Source organism: Pseudomonas sp. C7.1 (genome assembly GCF_056312395.1).
On record NZ_JBWDTL010000003.1, the window covers coordinates 3,117,699 to 3,137,074 of the forward strand.

Below are 19,376 nucleotides of genomic sequence, written 5' to 3' on the forward strand. Positions count from 1 at the left end.
CTTTTTCGCACTCTCCTATTTGTTCAACAGCAGGTCTCTTGAGCAGGGAAGCCCTATGTCGGCGCTACGCATCGGCCCCTATACATTGTCCAACTCGCTGATCCTCGCCCCCATGGCGGGTGTCACTGATCAGCCGTTTCGTCAGCTGTGCAGGCGACTGGGTGCGGGTTTGGTGGTGTCGGAAATGGTCACCAGCGATGTGCGCCTGTGGAACACCCGCAAGTCGAGCCTGCGCATGATGCACAGTGGTGATCCCGAGCCACGCTCGGTACAGATCGCCGGCGGTGATCCCGAGATGCTCGCCGAAGCGGCGCGACGCAACGTGGAAATGGGCGCACAAATTATCGACATCAACATGGGCTGCCCGGCCAAGAAAGTCTGCAACAAGGCCGCCGGCTCCGCCCTGTTGAAAGACGAGGCACTGGTTCGCGAGATTCTTCAGGCCGTGGTCGCCGCCGTGGATGTGCCGGTGACCCTGAAGATCCGCACCGGCTGGGATCGTGCAAACAAGAACGGCATCGCCGTGGCGAAAATCGCCGAAGACGCCGGGATTGTCGCGCTGGCCGTGCATGGCCGCACCCGCGCCGACCTGTATATGGGCGAGGCCGAGTACGACACCATTGCCGCAATCAAGCAGGCGGTGTCGATTCCGGTGCTGGCCAATGGCGACATCGACTCGCCAGAGAAGGCCAAAGCCGTACTGGCTGCCACCGACGCCGATGGCCTGCTGATCGGTCGCGCGGCACAGGGCCGGCCGTGGATATTCCGTGAGGTCGAGCATTACCTGCGTACCGGTGAACAACTCCCGGCGCCCAGCCTGCTCGAAGTGGAACGCATTCTGCTTGAACATCTGGCTGCACTGCACGCCTTCTACGGCGATGTAATGGGCGTACGCATTGCCCGCAAGCATGTCAGTTGGTATCTCGCAACCTTGCCGGGCGCCAGGGAGTTCCGCGCCCACTTCAATCGTCTGGACAGTACGGACGCGCAGTGCACCAACGTTCGCGAGTTTTTCAGCGAACGTCATAACAATGGAGAAGGGGTGGCCGCATGACGATGTTGACTGAGACCTTAGAGAGTGGAATGGCTCCCGTGAGTGATAACAGTAGCTTGAAACAGCATCTCAATACGCCAAGCGAAGAGGGACAAACCCTGCGCGGCAGCGTTGAAAAGGCCCTGCACAATTATTTCGCCCACCTTGAGGGCGCAGACGTCAGTGACGTGTACAACCTGGTGCTTACCGAAGTGGAAGCGCCACTGCTGGAAACCGTGATGAATTACGTCAAGGGCAACCAGACCAAGGCCTCCGAGCTGCTCGGCCTGAATCGTGGCACCCTGCGCAAGAAGCTCAAGCAATACGACCTGTTGTAACCCCGAACTCCCGAAAAGGGCGGCCCACATAAGCCGCCTTTTTTGCTGATAGCTTTTTGATTGCCAAAACTCCCGCCTGATGGACTCTGAAATGACCGACCAGACCACCCGCCTCCCCGTTCGCCGTGCCTTGATCAGTGTTTCCGACAAGACCGGCATCCTTGAGTTTGCCCGCGAGCTCGTCGCCCTGAATGTGGAAATCCTCTCCACTGGCGGCACTTACAAGCTGCTCAAGGACAACGGCATCGCTGCTGTGGAAGTGGCCGACTACACCGGCTTCCCGGAAATGATGGACGGTCGCGTCAAGACCCTGCACCCGAAGATCCACGGCGGCATCCTTGGTCGTCGTGCCATTGATGGCGCAGTGATGGACGAGCACGGCATCAAGCCCATCGACCTGGTCGCGGTCAACCTCTACCCCTTCGCCGCCACCGTGGCCAAGCCCGGCTGCGACCTGGCTGACGCCATCGAGAACATCGACATCGGCGGCCCGACCATGGTCCGCAGCGCCGCGAAGAACCACAAAGACGTGGCCATCGTGGTCAACGCGGGCGACTACGCCGGCATCGTCGAGTCGCTGAAAGCCGGCGGCCTGAGCTACGCCCAGCGCTTCGACCTGGCGTTGAAAGCCTTCGAGCACACCGCAGCTTACGACGGCATGATCGCCAACTACCTGGGCACCATCGACCAGAGCCGCGACAGCCTGTCTACCGAAGAACGCGGCGCTTTCCCGCGCACCTTCAACAGCCAGTTCGTCAAGGCCCAGGAAATGCGCTACGGCGAGAACCCGCACCAGAGCGCGGCGTTCTACGTGGAAGCGCAAAAGGGTGAAGCCAGTGTCGCCACTGCCATCCAGCTGCAGGGCAAAGAGCTGTCGTTCAACAACGTCGCCGACACCGACGCTGCCCTGGAATGCGTGAAGAGCTTCGTCAAGCCGGCCTGCGTGATCGTCAAGCACGCCAACCCGTGTGGCGTGGCCGTGGCCCTGGACAGCGAAGGCGGCATTCGCCAGGCCTATGAGCTGGCCTACGCCACTGATACCGAATCCGCGTTTGGCGGCATTATCGCTTTCAACCGTGAGCTGGACGGTGCCACCGCCCAGGCCATCGTCGAGCGTCAGTTCGTCGAAGTGATTATCGCGCCGAAAATCAGTGCCGAGGCGCGCGCCGTCGTCGCCGCCAAAGCCAATTTACGCCTGCTCGAATGCGGCGAATGGCCGGCCGAGCGCAGCGCTGGCTGGGACTTCAAGCGCGTCAACGGCGGCCTGCTGGTACAGAGCCGCGATATCGGCATGATCGCAGCAAGCGACCTGAAGATCGTCACCAAACGCGCGCCCAGCGAGCAGGAAATCCATGACCTGATCTTCGCCTGGAAAGTGGCCAAGTTCGTTAAATCCAACGCCATCGTCTACGCCAAAGGCCGTCAGACCATCGGTGTCGGCGCCGGCCAGATGTCGCGGGTCAACTCCGCCCGCATCGCCGCAATCAAAGCAGAGCACGCAGGCCTGCAGGTTGCCGGCTCGGTGATGGCGTCCGACGCCTTCTTCCCGTTCCGCGACGGCCTGGACAATGCGGCTGCCAATGGCATCACTGCAGTGATTCAGCCAGGCGGCTCGATGCGCGATGCGGAAGTCATCGCAGCGGCAGACGAGGCAGGCATCGCCATGGTCTTCACCGGCATGCGTCATTTCCGTCATTGATTTGATGGCTATCGCTGCGCTCCACCCATCCTACGGGCAGCGAAGATTCGTAGGATGGGTTGAGCCGTAGGCGATACCCATCGCTACACGATTGCAACAACGTAGCCCGGATGAAATCCGGGAGCGCCCCTTTAAAAGCCCCGGATTGCATCCGGGCTACGCTCAGGAGATACCCCATGAACGTATTGATCATCGGCAGCGGCGGTCGTGAACACGCCCTGGCCTGGAAAGTCGCGCAAGACCCGCGCGTGCAGAAGGTTTTCGTTGCGCCAGGCAACGCTGGCACTGCCACTGAAGCCAAGTGCGAGAACGTCAATATCGACGTGCTGGCCATCGAGCAGCTGGCTGATTTCGCCGAGAAGAACGTGCAGCTGACCATCGTCGGCCCGGAAGCACCGCTGGTTAAGGGCGTGGTTGATCTGTTCCGCTCGCGCAAGCTGGATATCTTCGGCCCCACCGCTGCCGCCGCGCAGCTGGAAGGTTCCAAGGCCTTTACCAAGGATTTCCTTGCGCGCCATGCGATCCCTACCGCCGACTATCAGAACTTCACCGAAGTCGAACCAGCCCTGGCCTACCTGCAAAAAGTCGGCGCGCCAATCGTAATCAAGGCCGACGGCCTGGCCGCCGGTAAAGGCGTGATCGTCGCCATGACCCTGACTGAAGCTGAAGACGCCGTGCGCGATATGCTCGCCGGCAATGCCTTTGGCGACGCCGGTTCGCGTGTGGTCATCGAAGAGTTCCTCGATGGCGAAGAAGCCTCCTTTATCGTGATGGTCGACGGCGCGAACGTGCTGCCCATGGCCACCAGCCAGGACCATAAGCGCGTTGGCGATGCTGACACCGGCCCCAACACTGGCGGCATGGGCGCTTACTCCCCCGCCCCGGTAGTCACCGCTGACGTACACCAGCGGGTGATGGACGAAGTGATTTACCCGACCGTGCGCGGCATGGCCAGCGAGGGCAATGTTTACACCGGCTTCCTCTACGCCGGGCTGATGATCGACAAAGCCGGCAAGCCGAAGGTTATCGAGTTCAACTGCCGTTTTGGCGACCCGGAAACCCAGCCAATCATGTGCCGCCTGGAAAGCTCTTTGGTGTTGCTGGTCGAAGCTGCACTGGCCAAGGCGCTGGATAAGGTCGAAGCCACCTGGGACCCGCGCCCGACGGTCGGCGTAGTGATCGCCGCCGGCGGTTACCCGGCTGACTACGCCAAGGGTGATGTGATCGAAGGTCTGGATGCTGCCGCGCAACTGGAAGGCAAAGTCTTCCACGCCGGCACTGCACTCAAAGACGGCCAGATCGTTACCGCTGGCGGCCGTGTACTCTGTGCCACTGCCATTGGCCGCACCGTTGAGGAAGCCCAGCAACAGGCCTACCGCCTGGCTGAGAAGATCCGCTGGAATGGCAGCTTTTACCGCACCGATATCGGTTACCGCGCCATTGCCCGCGAACGCGGGGATAAGTGAAGGTAAATAACGACAAAGGTGGCCAATTGGCCACCTTTGTCATATTTCCCTCGCGAACAGCTTGGCTATAATCCGACCACTTATTTCTGAAGGGACTTCACTGTGCGCCGGCTGAGGATTGCCACCTACCTGCTACTCAGTACGCTGCTGATGGCGCTCACCGCAGCGTCGGCTCAGGCGGGGGCACAGGCTTCCTGGTCCAGCCTCACCGACCCAAGCGCCGAGCTTCAATTCAATGATGTACGCAGCCCCGAGCGCCAGGCGCAGTTCCGCTCCACCGATCTCACTCAGCTCTATACCCCCGGCGGCAACAGCGCGCTGTGGCTGCATCACCGTATACCGGCCAACACTGACGCGCAGATGCTGCGGGTGTTCGCGCCCTATCTGGCCTATCTCGATTTGTATGTGCTGCAAGACGATACGCTGATCGAGCAGGCTCACACCGGCAGCAATCTACCGTTTTCCAGCCGGCCACTGGCCAGCCGCGACTTCCTCCTGCCTTTGCCCAAGACCGAACAGCCGCTGGATATCTACCTACGCCTGGCCTCGGAGCATGCACTGCGCCCCAGCATTACCCTGCAAAGCGCGCAGGCAATGGTCGCCGATGACAATCGCCCACTGCTGTTCGGCCTGTTGCTCGGCTGCCTCGGCATGTTGGTGGCCTATAACCTTGTGCGTTTTGCCTACACCCGCGCTGTCAGCGGCCTTTGGCTGGCGGCCACCCAGGCCTGCCAGCTGATCGCGGTGGTCAGCCTGCTCGGCATCAGTGCGCCCTGGCTTAGCGAATGGCAAAGCCTGCAACCGCAGATCGCCAACCTGTCGATGCTGCTGGCCGCACTCTGCGCCCTGTGCTTTACCGCCAGTTTTTTCCATACGGTCTGCCCAAGCACGCCGCTAAACCATCTGCTCACCGGCGAAGTGGTGGTAATCAGTCTGGCCTGCGTAGCCCTGCTGGTGGTCACTAACCTGCAACTCAATCAGTTGGTCTACCTACTCAACGCCATCGCCGCCTTGAGTATCCTGCTGGTATCGCTGACCCACTGGCGGCATGGCTACCAGCCGGCGCGGCTGTTCAGCCTGGCGGTATTGCTGTTCTGCGCGGCTTTTATCTGCGCACTGCCAATCCTTTTCGGTTACTGGGCGGTGCAGAGCGAGTGGATGGCCTACGGCCTGCTAGCGGTTACTGCGGTCAGCGGTTTTATCCTCAGCATGGCGCTGAGCGAGCGACAGCGACGCATCATGCAGGATCACTTCAGCACCAGCCGCGAACTCGCAGCCAGCTCCGCCGAGCTAAAAGCCAAGGCGGAATTTCTCGCCAAAATCAGCCACGAAATCCGTACCCCGATGAATGGCGTACTGGGCATGACCGAACTGCTACTCGGCACCCCGCTCTCGGCCAAGCAACGCGATTACGTGCAGACCATCCACAGCTCGGGCAACGAACTGCTCACCCTGATCAACGAAATTCTCGATATCTCCAAGCTCGAATCCGGACAGATCGAGCTGGATGACGTGCAATTCGACCTTAACGCGCTGATCGAAGACTGCCTGGATATCTTCCGCGCCAAGGCCGAACAGCAGAAGGTCGAGCTGATCAGCTTTATGCAACCGCAAGTGCCACGGGTGATCAGCGGCGATCCCACACGCCTGCGCCAGACCCTGCTGAGCCTGCTGGACAACGCCTTTAAACAAACCGACGAAGGCGAGATCCTCCTGGTCGTGGCCCTCGACACCAACACCGAACAACCGCGCCTGCGCATTGCCGTGCAGGACAGCGGCAAGCCGCTGGACGCCAGCGAACGCGACGCGCTGCTGAATGCCGAACTGCACAGCAAGGACTTCCTCGCCGCGTCCAAAATCGGCGGTCGCCTGGGCCTGATCATCGCCCGCCAGTTGGTGCGCCTGATGGACGGCGAGTTCGGCATCCAGAGCGGCGGCAGCCAAGGCTCTACCCTGTGGCTGACCCTGCCGCTGGACGCCACCCGCCTGGAACAACCGACGGCCGATCTCGACGCCTCACTGCAAGGCGCACGCCTGCTGGTGGTGGACGACAACGACACCTGCCGCAAGGTCCTGGTGCAGCAGTGCAGCGCCTGGGGCATGCAGGTCAGCGCCGTGCCGTCGGGTAAAGAGGCCATGGCCCTGCTGCGCACCAAAGCGCACCTGCGTGAATACTTCGATGCCGTGCTGCTTGATCAGGACATGCCCGGCATGACCGGCATGCAGTTGGCCGCACGGATCAAGGAAGACGCCAACCTCAACCACGACATCCTGGTGATCATGCTCACCGGCATCAGCAATGCGCCAAGCAAGATCATCGCGCGCAACGCCGGGATCAAACGCATCCTGGCCAAGCCGGTGGCCGGCTACACCCTAAAAACCACCCTGGCCGATGAGCTGGCGCAGCGCGGCAAAAGCGACTCACCCATGTTCAGCCCAACGCCGGTCAGCGCGCCGCTGAACGTGCCCAATGATTTCCGCATTCTGGTGGCCGAAGACAACACTATCTCCACCAAGGTGATCCGCGGCATGCTCGGCAAACTCAATCTGCAGCCCGACACCGCCAGCAACGGCGAGGAAGCCCTCAGCGCGATGAAGGCCCAGCAGTACGACCTGGTGCTGATGGACTGCGAAATGCCGGTGCTCGATGGCTTCTCCGCCACCGAGCAGCTACGCACCTGGGAGGCCGCCGAACAGCGTTCGCGCACCCCAGTGGTGGCGCTGACCGCGCATATCCTCAATGAGCACAAGGAGCGCGCGCGCCAGGTCGGCATGGACGGGCATATGTCCAAGCCGGTGGAAATGTCGCAACTGCGCGAGCTGATCGAGCACTGGGTTGCCGAGCGGGAAATCCGCCGCCAGCGCGACGCCCTGCCTTCCTAACGATTATTGCCCGGCAGCCGCTAGACGCTTACCCTGCCACCCTTATTTAACGAGACGAGTCCTTTCCATGGCGTCCGTGCTGTTCAGCCTGTATTTGAAACTGCTGGTGCTCTATAGCCCATTCTTCGTACTGTCGTGCTTTATCGGCCTGAGCCGCGGCTACACGGTCAAGGAGCGCAAGCGCCTGGCCTGGAAAGTCGCCCTCGGCGTACTGATCGCCAGCGTGCTGCTGTACCTGTTCGGCAAGCACATCTTCACCCTGTTCGGCATCACCATCGACGCCTTCCGCATCGGTGCCGGCAGCGTGCTGTTTATCTCGGCCCTCGGCATGGCCCAGGGCAAATCGGTGGTACAGAGCGACAACGTACAGCAGGACGTGACCATCGTGCCGCTGACCATCCCGCTTACCGTCGGCCCTGGCACCATCGGTGCGCTGCTGTTAATGGGCGCCAGCCAGCCGGACTGGGGCGATAAGGCCGTGGCGGTGCTGGGTATCGCCCTGGCCAGCTTCACAGTGGGTGTGGTGCTGTATATGTCCAACCAGTTCGAACGCCTGCTCGGCGATCAGGGCTTGCAAATCGTCAGCCGGCTGATGGGGCTGTTCGTCTGCGCCCTGGCCGCGCAGATCATCTTTACCGGGGTGAAGAATTACCTGGAGCTCTAAACTGGTGCGGGGGTGCACCCAAGCCGCACTTCAGCGCATTAGCCGCACCAAAGCAGCGCATCCGAATCCCAAAAGATCTCCACCAACAAGGTACAAGGCTCTCTAGAACAAGGCTCTGCAATGATTGGCACGGATTCTGCGACTGGCCTGGCGACCCTTTTGGTCCCTTCCAATAGTTGCGCATGGAGCCATAACAATGAAGCGTCGCCCTCTTCTTAAGTCCAGCCTCGCCGCCAGCGCCCTGCTGTTAAGCGGTTTGTTCCCCTTCACCGTGCAAGCCGCCGAGACCATCAAGGTCGGCATTCTGCACTCGCTGTCCGGCACCATGGCCATCTCGGAAACTTCGCTGAAAGACATGGCGTTGATGACCATCGACGAAATCAACGCCAAGGGCGGCGTACTCGGCAAGCAGCTGGAGCCGGTAGTAGTCGACCCAGCCTCGAACTGGCCGCTGTTCGCCGAGCGCGGTCGCCAACTGCTGACCCAGGACAAGGTCGACGTGACCTTCGGCTGCTGGACCAGCGTGTCGCGCAAATCCGTATTGCCGGTCTATGAAGAGCTCAACGGCCTGCTGTTCTACCCCGTGCAGTACGAAGGCGAAGAGCTGTCGCCCAACGTGTTCTACACTGGTGCGGCGCCAAACCAGCAAGCCATCCCGGCAGTTGAGTACCTGATGAGCGAAGACGGCGGCGCGGCCAAGCGCTACTTCCTGCTCGGCACCGACTACGTCTACCCGCGCACCACCAACAAAATCCTGCGCGCCTTCCTGATCAGCAAAGGCGTAGCGGAAAAAGACATCGAAGAGGTCTACACCCCGTTCGGCCACAGCGACTACCAAACCATCGTGGCCAACATCAAGAAGTTCTCGGCTGGCGGCAAAACCGCAGTGATCTCCACCGTCAACGGCGACTCCAACGTGCCGTTCTACAAGGAACTGGCCAACCAGGGCATCGAAGCCACCGATATTCCGGTGGTGGCCTTCTCGGTCGGAGAGGAAGAACTGCGCGGCATCGACACCAAGCCGCTGGTAGGCCAACTGGCCGCCTGGAACTACTTCCAGTCAGTGGAAAACCCGGTCAACACCAAATTCGTTGCCGATTGGAAAGCCTACGCCAAGGCCAAGAGCCTGCCGAACGCCGACACCGTGGTGACCAATGACCCGATGGAAGCCACCTACGTGGGCATCCACATGTGGGCCCAGGCCGTAGAAAAAGCCGGCACCACGGACGTCGATAAAGTGCGTGAGGCCATGTACGGCCAAACCTTCGCCGCACCGAGCGGCTACACCCTGACCATGGACAAAACCAACCACCACCTGCACAAGCCGGTGATGATCGGTGAAGTGCAGGAAGATGGTCAGTTCTCGGTGGTGTGGCAGACAGAAGGGCCAGTCCGTGCGCAGCCATGGAGCCCGTATATCGCAGGCAACGACAAGAAGCCGGATTACGCGGTGAAGTCGAACTGATCCGACGGGCCTAGCCCCGCCTATATCTGTAGGAGCCAGCTTGCTGGCGATCAAAGCGACGCGATTGTCCTGGTAAACCGCGATCGCGAGCAAGCTCGCGCCTACAGTAGCCCGGATGCAATCCGGGAAAGGCCGTCCCGGATTGCATCCGGGCTACGACCGTAATCGAAGGACTGTTCCTTATGCCCACTGCCCTGTACCGACTCCTGCTGTCACTGGCGCTGTTGCTGCCAGTGATCGCCCACGCTGGTGATGCCAGCGATTTTGCCGCCGCCAGCTCGGCCAAGCAGGCCAGCCTGCTGGAAAGCTGGTCGGCTGCACCGGATGCGGCGCGCCTGCCGCTGATCGAAGCCCTGCAACAAGGCCGCGTAGCCGCCGACAGCGCGAAAAATGCTTTTATCGAATTCAATGGTGCGTATCAACCCGCAGAAGGCGACGCACATCCGGTCGAAACACCGAAGAAGCTGCGCCTGAATAACCGCCTGCGCGGCCTGACCGCCACCACATTGGCCAGCCACCAACTGCTGGCCGACGACCCGGCGCTGCGCCTGGCTGCCGCCCAGCACCTGCAGAAGAGTGCCAAGCCAGCCCAGCTGCAACTGCTCAATGCCCAAGTCGCCAGCGAAACCGACGACGGCGTGCGCGATGCCCTGACCCTGGCTCTGGCCAACCTACAGCTGGTCGACAGCGATCCGGCCATTCGCCTGTCCGCCGTGCGCCTGCTCGGTGAAACCGGCGACCCGCTGGCCCGCACCCGCCTGGAAACCCTGCTCGACCCGGCCGTAGAAAGTGACCCAACGGTGCGTACGGCCGCCGAAACCAGCCTGACCCAGGTTAAACGTAAACTGCTGATCGGCGAACTGCTCGGCCAGGCCTTTAGCGGCCTGTCGCTCGGTTCGATTCTGCTTCTAGCGGCGCTGGGCCTGGCCATCACCTTCGGCCTGCTCGGGGTGATCAACATGGCCCACGGCGAGATGCTGATGCTCGGCGCCTACTCCACCTATATGGTGCAGGTGCTGTTCCAGCGTTTCGCCCCGGAAGCCCTGGCGCTCTACCCGCTGGTGGCGCTGCCGGTGGCGTTCTTCGTCACAGCGGCTATCGGCATGGCGCTGGAACGCACGGTGATTCGCCACCTCTACGGCCGCCCGCTGGAAACCCTGCTTGCCACCTGGGGCATCAGCCTGATTCTGATCCAGCTGGTGCGGGTGATCTTCGGCGCGCAGAACGTCGAAGTGGCCAACCCTTACTGGCTGTCTGGCGGCATTCAGGTGCTGCCGAACCTGGTGCTGCCGTACAACCGCATCGTGATTATCGGCTTCGCCCTGTTTGTGGTGGTGCTGACCTGGCTGCTGCTGAACAAGACGCGCCTGGGCCTTAACGTGCGTGCCGTGACCCAGAACCGCAATATGGCCGCCTGCTGCGGCGTGCCGACCGGCCGGGTGGACATGCTCGCCTTCGGCCTCGGCTCCGGTATCGCCGGCCTCGGCGGCGTGGCCCTGAGCCAGATCGGCAACGTCGGCCCGGACCTCGGCCAGAGCTATATCATCGACTCCTTCCTGGTGGTGGTGCTCGGCGGTGTCGGCCAGTTGGCTGGCAGCGTGATGGCGGCCTTTGGGCTGGGCATCGCCAACAAGATTCTCGAACCGCAGATCGGTGCCGTACTCGGCAAGATCCTGATCCTCGCGCTGATCATTCTGTTTATTCAGAAACGCCCGCAAGGTCTGTTTGCTTTGAAAGGACGGGTGATCGATTGAGCCAGATTAGCCGCATTGAAACCGTAGGAGCTGGCCATGCCTGCGACCGCGTCGCAGCCATTGTTCGCGCGCATGGCGCGCTCCTACAGGCTGACGAGCTCACTTCGAGCCAACACTCATTTGCCGCGACAGGATGGGTGATCAACTGATGACCATGCCACTCAACCAAACACTATTGGCGCGTGCCAGCGCCAAGCTCGGCCCGCAGGTATCCATCGCCATCGGCCTGCTGGTACTCGCCGTGCTGCTGGCCATGCCGCTGCTGCACCTGCTGCCGGCGGACAACGCCCTGCATGTGTCGGCCTACACCCTGACCCTGGTCGGCAAAATCCTCTGCTACTGCATCGTCGCCCTGGCGCTCGATCTGGTCTGGGGGTATGCCGGCCTGCTGTCCCTGGGCCACGGCCTGTTCTTTGCCCTCGGCGGTTACGCCATGGGCATGTACCTGATGCGCGAAGCGGCCGGTGATGGCTTGCCCGCTTTTATGAGCTTCCTGGCCTGGACCGAGCTGCCTTGGTACTGGGTCGGCACCGACAACTTCCTCTGGGCCATGTGCCTGGTGGTGTTGGCGCCGGGCTTGCTGGCCCTGGTGTTCGGCTTCTTCGCCTTCCGTTCGCGGATTAAGGGCGTGTACTTCTCGATCATGACCCAGGCGCTGACCTTCGCCGGCATGCTGCTGTTCTTCCGTAACGAAACCGGCTTTGGCGGCAACAACGGCTTTACCAATTTCAGGACGATTCTGGGTTTCGACATCACCTCGGCGCACACCCGCGCGGTGCTGTTCTTTGCCACCGTGGTGTTGCTGGTGGCCAGCCTGTACCTGGGCTGGCGGCTTGCCCGCAGCAAGTTCGGCAGGGTGCTGACGGCGCTGCGCGATGCGGAAAACCGCCTGATGTTCTGCGGTTACGACCCGCGCGGTTACAAGCTGTTTATCTGGGTGCTTAGCGCCGTGCTCTGCGGCTTGGCCGGCGCGCTCTATGTGCCGCAAGTGGGCATTATCAACCCCAGCGAAATGTCGCCGACCAACTCCATCGAAGCCGCCGTGTGGGTCGCCCTCGGTGGGCGCGGCACGCTGATCGGCCCGCTGCTCGGCGCTGGCTTGGTCAACGGCATGAAGAGCTGGTTTACCGTGGCCTTCCCCGAGTACTGGCTATTTGCTCTGGGCTTCTTGTTCATTGTCGTAACCCTGTTCTTACCGAAAGGCGTGATTGGCCTTCTTCGTAAAAAAGGAGAGCAATGATGCGCGCCACTCCGGCCCCCGACTTTATGCTCGAACCCGCCTTTGACCCAGCTGGCAGCGGCCGCGATGCAATTGGTGCCAGCACCCTGGCCAGCAAGGGCCTGAACGTTCGTCACGGCACCATCCTGACCCTTGAAGACATCAACGTCAGCTTCGATGGCTTCAAGGCCCTGACCAACCTGACCCTGTATATCGGCGTCGGTGAACTGCGCTGCATCATCGGCCCCAATGGCGCCGGCAAGACCACCATGATGGACGTGATCACCGGCAAGACCTGCCCGGACAACGGCGTCGCCTACTTTGGCGAAACCCTCGACCTGACCCAGATGAGCGAAGTGAAAATCGCCCAGTCCGGCATCGGTCGCAAGTTCCAGAAGCCCACGGTGTTCGAGGCACTCAGCGTATTCGAGAACCTGGAGCTGGCACAGAAAACCAATAAATCGGTATGGGCCAGCCTGCGCGCCAAACTGACCGGCGAGCAGCAAGACCGCATCGATGAAGTGCTGCAGACGATCAAGCTCGATACCTCACGTCAGCGCCCTGCCGGCTTGCTGTCCCACGGCCAGAAGCAGTTTCTGGAGATCGGTATGCTGCTGGTGCAGGACCCGCAACTGTTGCTGCTCGATGAACCGGTGGCCGGCATGACCGACGCCGAAACCGAGTTCACCGCCGAGCTGTTCAAGTCGCTGGCGCGCAAGCACTCGCTGATGGTGGTGGAGCACGACATGGGCTTTGTCGGCTCCATCGCCGACCACGTCACCGTCCTGCACCAGGGCAGCGTGCTCGCCGAAGGCTCGCTGGAACAGGTGCAGAACGATGAGCGGGTGATTGAGGTTTATCTGGGCCGGTAAAGCTTTGTAGGTTGGGCTGAGGAGCGCAGCGACGAAGCCCAACGCAATACCTGGGTCACACATGTTGGGCTTCGCTGCGCTCAGCCCAACCTACGAAGAGCACAAGGACATCGACATGCTGCAAGTCCAACAACTCCACCAATACTACGGCGGCAGCCATATTCTCCGTGGTCTGTCATTCGAAGCCAACGTGGGCGAAGTCACCTGCCTGCTCGGACGCAACGGCGTGGGCAAAACCACCCTGCTGAAATGCCTGATGGGCCTGATCCCTGCCAAAGAGGGCGCGGTGCAGTGGGAAGGCCAGCCGATCATCACCTTCAAACCGCACCAGCGCGTGCACGCCGGCATCGCCTACGTGCCCCAGGGCCGGGAAATTTTCGGCCGCCTGACCGTGGAAGAGAACTTGCTGATGGGCTTGTCACGCTTCCCCGGCAGCGAAGCCAAAGTGGTGCCGGAATTTATCTACGAACTGTTCCCGGTGCTGCGCGAGATGAAGCAACGCCGTGGCGGCGACCTCTCCGGCGGCCAGCAGCAACAGTTGGCCATCGGCCGCGCACTGGCCAGCAAACCGCGCCTGCTGATCCTCGACGAGCCCACCGAAGGCATCCAGCCCTCGGTGATCAAGGAGATCGGCGTGGTGATCAAGAAGCTTGCCGAGCGCGGCGATATGGCCATTCTGCTGGTCGAGCAGTTCTATGACTTTGCCGCCGAGCTGGCCGACCAGTACCTGGTGATGAGCCGGGGCGAGATCGTCCAGCAGGGCCGTGGCGAAACTATGGAGGCCGATGGCGTTCGCGGCCTGGTGGCGATTTGAGAACAACCTGTAGGAGCGAGCTTGCTCGCGATTGCAATTCGCGAGCAAGCTCGCTCCTACAGAACAGCAAAAGCCCATTCCCCAGACAAAGCCAACTATGAACGCACCCGTACCCACTGCTCTATTCACCCCCAGCTGGCACGCCGAGCTGGAGCTGGGTTATGGCCGTGACGGTGATTGCACGCGGCCGACATTGCGCCGGCATAAAGGCCCGTTGCGGGTGCAGAAGCACCTGTATGCCGAAGGGCCCGAGGTGTGCCAACACATCATCGTCCATCCACCCGGCGGCATAGCCGGTGGTGATCGCCTGGATATTTCGGCTACGGTCGGCAGCAATGCCTGGGCGCAACTAACAAGCCCCGGCGCGGCCAAGTGGTACCGCGCCGCCGGCCCGGCTTACCAGCGTCTCAAGCTGCGCGTGGAAGCCGGTGCCACCCTGGAATGGCTACCCCAGGAAACCATCGTCTACGCTGCGGCCCAGGCTGAACTCACCACCGATATCGAACTGCTCGGCGATGCCAAGCTGCTCTACTGGGATATCGTCGCCCTCGGCCGCCCGGCCAGCGGCGAACGCTTCGACGCTGGGCACTTTCAAGCACAACTGAATATCCGCCGCGACGGCCAACTGCTCTGGCACGAACGCCAGCGCGTGGTCGGCGGCGACGGCCTGCTCGACTCGCCCATCGGCCTGAACGGCCAGCCGGTGTTTGCCACGCTGCTGATCAGTGGCGAAATCGACAACGAATTACTTGAACACTGCCGCAGCCTGAGTACCCCAGTGCGCGGCGACCTGACCCAATTACCCGGCCTGCTGGTGGCCCGCTGCCTGGCCGACGAGGCCCTACATGCCCGCGCCTGGCTAATCGCACTCTGGCACCTGCTGCGCCCGGCTTTATTCGGCCGCAGCGCTGTCCCCCCAAGAATCTGGAGCACTTGAACGATGGATTTAACCCCGCGCGAAAAAGACAAACTGCTGATCTTCACCGCAGGCCTAGTGGCCGAACGGCGCCTGGCCCGTGGGGTAAAACTCAACTACCCGGAAGCCATGGCCTATATCAGCGCCGCGCTGCTGGAAGGCGCGCGCGACGGCCAGACCGTGGCCGAGCTGATGCATTTGGGCACCACCCTGCTGACTCGCGATCAGGTCATGGAAGGCATCGCGGAAATGATCCCCGAGATCCAGATCGAAGCCACCTTCCCCGACGGTACCAAGCTCGTAACCGTTCATCAGCCGATTGCATAAGCATGATTATTCAAGACGCCACAGCCGCCGACCTGCCCGCCATCCTAGCCATCTACAACGACGCCGTGCTCAACACCACGGCGATCTGGAACGAGACCCAAGTTGATCTCGCCAACCGCCAGGCCTGGTTTAACGAGCGCCACGCCACCGGCTTCCCGGTACTGGTCGCCCGCGACGCCAGCGGCGCAGTCGTCGGTTATGCCAGTTACGGCACTTGGCGCAGCATCGAAGGCTTTCGCCATACCGTCGAGCACTCGGTGTATGTGCGTAGCGACCAACGCGGCCAAGGTCTCGGCCCGCTGCTGATGCGGGCGCTGATAGAGCGCGCTCGACGGGGCAAATTGCACGTTATGGTCGCCGCCATCGAGAGCGGCAACAGCGCTTCGATCCGCCTGCACGAACGCCTCGGTTTTGTCACCACCGGAAAAATGCCGCAAGTAGGCCATAAGTTCGGCCGCTGGCTCGACCTGACCTTTATGCAACTGATGCTTAGCCCCGAAAGGAGTGCGCTCTGATGCTGAGCATCAAGCGCCTTGACGCGGCAGACTTTGAGCCTTATCGCCAAGGCCTGCAGGCCCTGCTGCTCGACTCCGTCGCCCATGGCGCCTCAGTGGGCTTTCTCGCGGACCTGGATGCTGACGCGGCCCACGCCTACTTCGACCAGGTCCTGGCCGGCTTGCGCGATGGCACTCACATGCTCTGGCTGGCCCACGAGCAGGGCCAGGTGCTGGGCAGCGTGCAACTGGTGCTGTGCCAGAAGCCCAATGGCCTCAACCGCGCCGAAGTGCAGAAACTCCTAGTGCACAGCAACGCCCGCCGCCGTGGCATCGCCAACCACCTGATGCAGCGCCTGGAAGGCGAAGCGGCCGAGCTGCAACGCGGCTTGCTGTACCTGGACACCGAAGCCGGCAGCGACGCCGAAGCCTTCTACCAGGCCCTGGGCTACACCTGCATCGGCGGGCTACCTGACTATGCGTGCGGCCCTGACGGGCAGTACCGCGCAAATGCCATTTACTACAAAATCCTATCGAGGCCACACCCATGATTCCCGGTGAATACCAGATTCAGGACGGCGAAATCGAGCTCAACGCCGGCCGTCGCACTATCAGCCTGACCGTGGCCAACAGCGGCGACCGACCGATTCAGGTTGGCTCGCACTACCACTTTTACGAGACCAACGACGCGCTGACGTTCGACCGCGCCATAACGCGCGGTATGCGCCTGAATATCCCGGCCGGTACCGCCGTGCGTTTCGAGCCTGGGCAGTCGCGCGACGTCGAGCTGGTCGATCTGGCCGGCCAGCGCCGCGTGTTCGGCTTTGCCGGACGGGTAATGGGCGAGCTGTAACGTCTGGGCAGGATGGGTGGCGCGAAGCGATACCCATCGCCAAAACCGAACCAAACATTGATGGGTTACGCCGCTTCGCCGCTAACCCATCCTACGGATAGGACAAACATGAAAATCTCCCGCCAAGCCTACGCCGACATGTTCGGCCCCACCGTCGGCGACAAGGTGCGCCTGGCCGATACCGAGCTGTGGATTGAGGTTGAGAAAGACTTCACCACCTACGGCGAAGAAGTGAAATTCGGCGGCGGTAAGGTCATCCGCGACGGCATGGGCCAGGGCCAACTGTGCGCCGCCGATGTGGTCGACACCCTGATTACCAACGCGCTGATCATCGACCACTGGGGCATCGTCAAAGCTGACGTGGGCCTCAAAGAAGGCCGTATCGCCGCCATCGGCAAGGCGGGCAACCCGGATATCCAGCCCGATGTGACCATCGCCATTGGCGCAGGCACCGAAGTGATTGCCGGTGAAGGCATGATCCTCACCGCTGGCGGCATCGACAGCCATATCCACTTCATCTGCCCGCAGCAGATCGAAGAGGCCTTGATGAGCGGCGTCACCACCATGATCGACGGCGGCACCGGGCCGGCCACCGGCACCAACGCCACCACCTGCACCCCCGGCCCCTGGCATATGGCGCGCATGCTGCAGGCCGCCGACGCCTTCCCGATGAACCTGGGCTTTACCGGTAAGGGCAACGCCAGCTTGCCGGAGCCTTTGATCGAGCAGGTCAAGGCCGGTGCCATCGGCCTCAAGTTGCACGAGGACTGGGGCACCACCCCGGCGGCCATCGACAATTGCCTCAGCGTGGCCGATCAGTTCGACGTGCAGGTGGCAATCCACACCGACACCCTGAATGAGTCCGGCTTTGTCGAGACGACGCTGGCCGCCTTCAAGGGCCGCACCATCCACACCTACCACACCGAAGGTGCCGGTGGCGGCCACGCACCGGACATCATCAAGGCCTGCGGCTTCCCGAATGTGCTGCCCAGCTCGACCAACCCGACCCGGCCGTTTACCCGCAACACCATCGACGAACACCTGGACATGCTGATGGTCTGCCACCACCTTGATCCGAGCATCGCCGAGGACGTGGCCTTCGCCGAAAGCCGTATTCGCCGCGAGACCATCGCCGCCGAGGACATCCTGCATGACCTCGGCGCGTTCAGCATGATCAGCTCCGACAGCCAGGCCATGGGCCGCGTTGGCGAGGTGATCACGCGCACCTGGCAGACCGCCGACAAAATGCACAAGCAACGCGGCCCGTTGGAAGGCGACGGCCCCGGCAACAGCAACTTCCGGGTCAAACGCTATATCGCCAAGTACACCATCAACCCGGCGATCACCCACGGCATCAGCCATGAAGTGGGTTCCATCGAAGTGGGCAAGTGGGCCGACCTGGTACTCTGGCGTCCGGCGTTTTTTGGCGTCAAACCCACGCTGATTCTCAAAGGCGGGGCGATTGCCGCCAGCCTGATGGGCGACGCCAACGCCTCGATCCCCACGCCGCAACCGGTGCATTACCGCCCGATGTTCGCCAGCTACGGCGGCAGCCTGCACGCCACCAGCCTGACCTTTATCAGTCAGGCCGCGCTCGATGCCGGCGTGCCTGAACAGCTGGGGTTGAAGAAGAAAATCGGCGTGGTCAAAGGCTGCCGTGACGTGAAAAAGACCGACCTGATCCACAACGACTACCTGCCCAACATCGAAGTGGACGCGCAGAACTATCAGGTCAAGGCCGATGGCCAATTGCTCTGGTGCGAGCCGGCGGACGTGCTGCCGATGGCGCAGCGCTACTTTCTATTTTAAGCCGGCTATTGCGTTGGGCTTCGCTGCGCTCAACCACAACCTACACACTAATTGGCCTGCCGATGTTGGGCTTCGCTGAGCTCAACCACAACCTACTAGTGTGTGCGTAGGTTGGGTTGAGCCGCGAAGCGGCGAAGCCCAACACCCAGGCAACCGATAAACACCGGTCTACACTCAAGGCGTCCCCCTCACCAAGGACGGTGAATATGCACTATCGACGCGCCTGGGTGCCGGGCGGCACTTACTTCTTTACGGTCGCGCTCGCCGACCGCAGCCAAACACTGCTGACGGACTATATTGAGCCGCTGCGCCGGAGCATTCGCCGGGTTCGTGACAAGCATCCCTTCAATATCCTGGCAATGGTGGTGCTGCCTGACCATCTACATTGCATCTGGCAACTACCGGAAGGCGACCTGGATTACCCGACTCGCTGGGCCCTGATCAAGCCTGGTTTCAGCCGCCAGATAGAACCTGGTGAATGTATTTCGCTATCACGCCACCTTAAACGTGAGCGCGGCATCTGGCAGCGACGCTATTGGGAGCATTGCATCCGTGATGAGGCGGATCTGCAGCAGCATATCGACTACATCCACTTCAATCCGGTCAAGCACGGCCATGTCCAACACCCCATTGACTGGCCCTACTCATCCATTCACCGCTATGTGCGCCAAGGCCTGATAACGCCGGATTGGGGCGGCCCTTCATCGCTAAAGGGAGATCTATAGGAGAAAAACCACGTTGGGCTTCGCTGCGCTCAACCACAACCTACG

The 19,376-nt window shown here is 61.7% G+C and carries 18 protein-coding genes; all 18 read left to right on the forward strand.

Going from position 1 to position 19,376, the window contains the following annotated elements; genetic code table 11:
* The first annotated feature begins 55 nt into the window (after positions 1-55).
* Positions 56-1,054: a tRNA dihydrouridine synthase DusB gene (dusB, locus tag AC0T4W_RS18040; protein ID WP_476321309.1), complete on the forward strand. Its 999-nt coding sequence runs from the start codon at positions 56-58 to the stop codon at positions 1,052-1,054.
* The gene (fis, locus tag AC0T4W_RS18045) at positions 1,051-1,371 is read left to right on the forward strand and encodes a DNA-binding transcriptional regulator Fis (RefSeq protein ID WP_160013071.1); all 321 of its coding nucleotides are present in this window, start codon (positions 1,051-1,053) and stop codon (positions 1,369-1,371) included. Before dusB ends, fis begins: the two co-directional genes overlap by 4 nt.
* 91 nt (positions 1,372-1,462) lie before the next feature.
* Complete coding sequence (gene purH / locus AC0T4W_RS18050) at positions 1,463-3,070, forward strand: bifunctional phosphoribosylaminoimidazolecarboxamide formyltransferase/IMP cyclohydrolase (protein ID WP_476321311.1); 1,608 nt, start codon at positions 1,463-1,465, stop codon at positions 3,068-3,070.
* A 176-nt stretch (positions 3,071-3,246) separates the two neighbouring features.
* Positions 3,247-4,536, forward strand: coding sequence for a phosphoribosylamine--glycine ligase (purD, locus tag AC0T4W_RS18055; protein WP_476321313.1), 1,290 nt, complete (start codon positions 3,247-3,249; stop codon positions 4,534-4,536).
* 102 nt (positions 4,537-4,638) lie between these two features.
* Entirely contained in the window at positions 4,639-7,419 is a 2,781-nt protein-coding gene (locus AC0T4W_RS18060) for a hybrid sensor histidine kinase/response regulator (protein WP_476321315.1), read from the forward strand.
* A 67-nt stretch (positions 7,420-7,486) separates the two neighbouring features.
* Positions 7,487-8,083 carry a MarC family protein gene (locus AC0T4W_RS18065; protein WP_476321317.1) on the forward strand — a complete coding sequence of 199 codons (597 nt, stop codon included), beginning with the start codon at positions 7,487-7,489 and terminating at the stop codon, positions 8,081-8,083.
* Between the two features lie 196 nt (positions 8,084-8,279).
* Positions 8,280-9,548, forward strand: a complete 1,269-nt coding sequence (urtA, locus tag AC0T4W_RS18070) for an urea ABC transporter substrate-binding protein (RefSeq protein ID WP_476321319.1) — start codon at positions 8,280-8,282, stop codon at positions 9,546-9,548.
* A gap of 182 nt (positions 9,549-9,730) precedes the next feature.
* On the forward strand, positions 9,731-11,302 hold the full coding sequence (gene urtB / locus AC0T4W_RS18075; RefSeq protein ID WP_476321320.1) for an urea ABC transporter permease subunit UrtB: 1,572 nt from the start codon (positions 9,731-9,733) through the stop codon (positions 11,300-11,302).
* A gap of 148 nt (positions 11,303-11,450) precedes the next feature.
* Positions 11,451-12,542, forward strand: a complete 1,092-nt coding sequence (gene urtC / locus AC0T4W_RS18080; RefSeq protein ID WP_476321322.1) for an urea ABC transporter permease subunit UrtC — start codon at positions 11,451-11,453, stop codon at positions 12,540-12,542.
* Complete coding sequence (gene urtD, locus AC0T4W_RS18085; protein WP_476321324.1) at positions 12,542-13,393, forward strand: urea ABC transporter ATP-binding protein UrtD; 852 nt, start codon at positions 12,542-12,544, stop codon at positions 13,391-13,393. The genes urtC and urtD overlap by 1 nt, the downstream gene beginning before the upstream one ends.
* Before the next feature lie 115 nt (positions 13,394-13,508).
* Complete coding sequence (gene urtE / locus AC0T4W_RS18090) at positions 13,509-14,207, forward strand: urea ABC transporter ATP-binding subunit UrtE (protein WP_476321326.1); 699 nt, start codon at positions 13,509-13,511, stop codon at positions 14,205-14,207.
* Between the two features lie 97 nt (positions 14,208-14,304).
* Entirely contained in the window at positions 14,305-15,144 is an 840-nt protein-coding gene (locus tag AC0T4W_RS18095) for an urease accessory protein UreD (RefSeq protein ID WP_476321328.1), read from the forward strand.
* A gap of 3 nt (positions 15,145-15,147) precedes the next feature.
* The gene (ureA, locus tag AC0T4W_RS18100; protein WP_476321330.1) at positions 15,148-15,450 is read left to right on the forward strand and encodes an urease subunit gamma; all 303 of its coding nucleotides are present in this window, start codon (positions 15,148-15,150) and stop codon (positions 15,448-15,450) included.
* Positions 15,451-15,452: 2 nt separating this feature from the next.
* Positions 15,453-15,965, forward strand: coding sequence for an N-acetyltransferase family protein (locus tag AC0T4W_RS18105; protein WP_476321332.1), 513 nt, complete (start codon positions 15,453-15,455; stop codon positions 15,963-15,965).
* Complete coding sequence (locus AC0T4W_RS18110; RefSeq protein ID WP_476321334.1) at positions 15,965-16,495, forward strand: GNAT family N-acetyltransferase; 531 nt, start codon at positions 15,965-15,967, stop codon at positions 16,493-16,495. Before AC0T4W_RS18105 ends, AC0T4W_RS18110 begins: the two co-directional genes overlap by 1 nt.
* The gene (locus tag AC0T4W_RS18115) at positions 16,492-16,797 is read left to right on the forward strand and encodes an urease subunit beta (protein WP_476321338.1); all 306 of its coding nucleotides are present in this window, start codon (positions 16,492-16,494) and stop codon (positions 16,795-16,797) included. Before AC0T4W_RS18110 ends, AC0T4W_RS18115 begins: the two co-directional genes overlap by 4 nt.
* A gap of 108 nt (positions 16,798-16,905) precedes the next feature.
* Entirely contained in the window at positions 16,906-18,606 is a 1,701-nt protein-coding gene (gene ureC, locus AC0T4W_RS18120) for an urease subunit alpha (RefSeq protein WP_476321340.1), read from the forward strand.
* 206 nt (positions 18,607-18,812) lie between these two features.
* Positions 18,813-19,331: an REP-associated tyrosine transposase gene (locus tag AC0T4W_RS18125; RefSeq protein WP_476321342.1), complete on the forward strand. Its 519-nt coding sequence runs from the start codon at positions 18,813-18,815 to the stop codon at positions 19,329-19,331.
* Positions 19,332-19,376 lie beyond the last annotated feature (45 nt).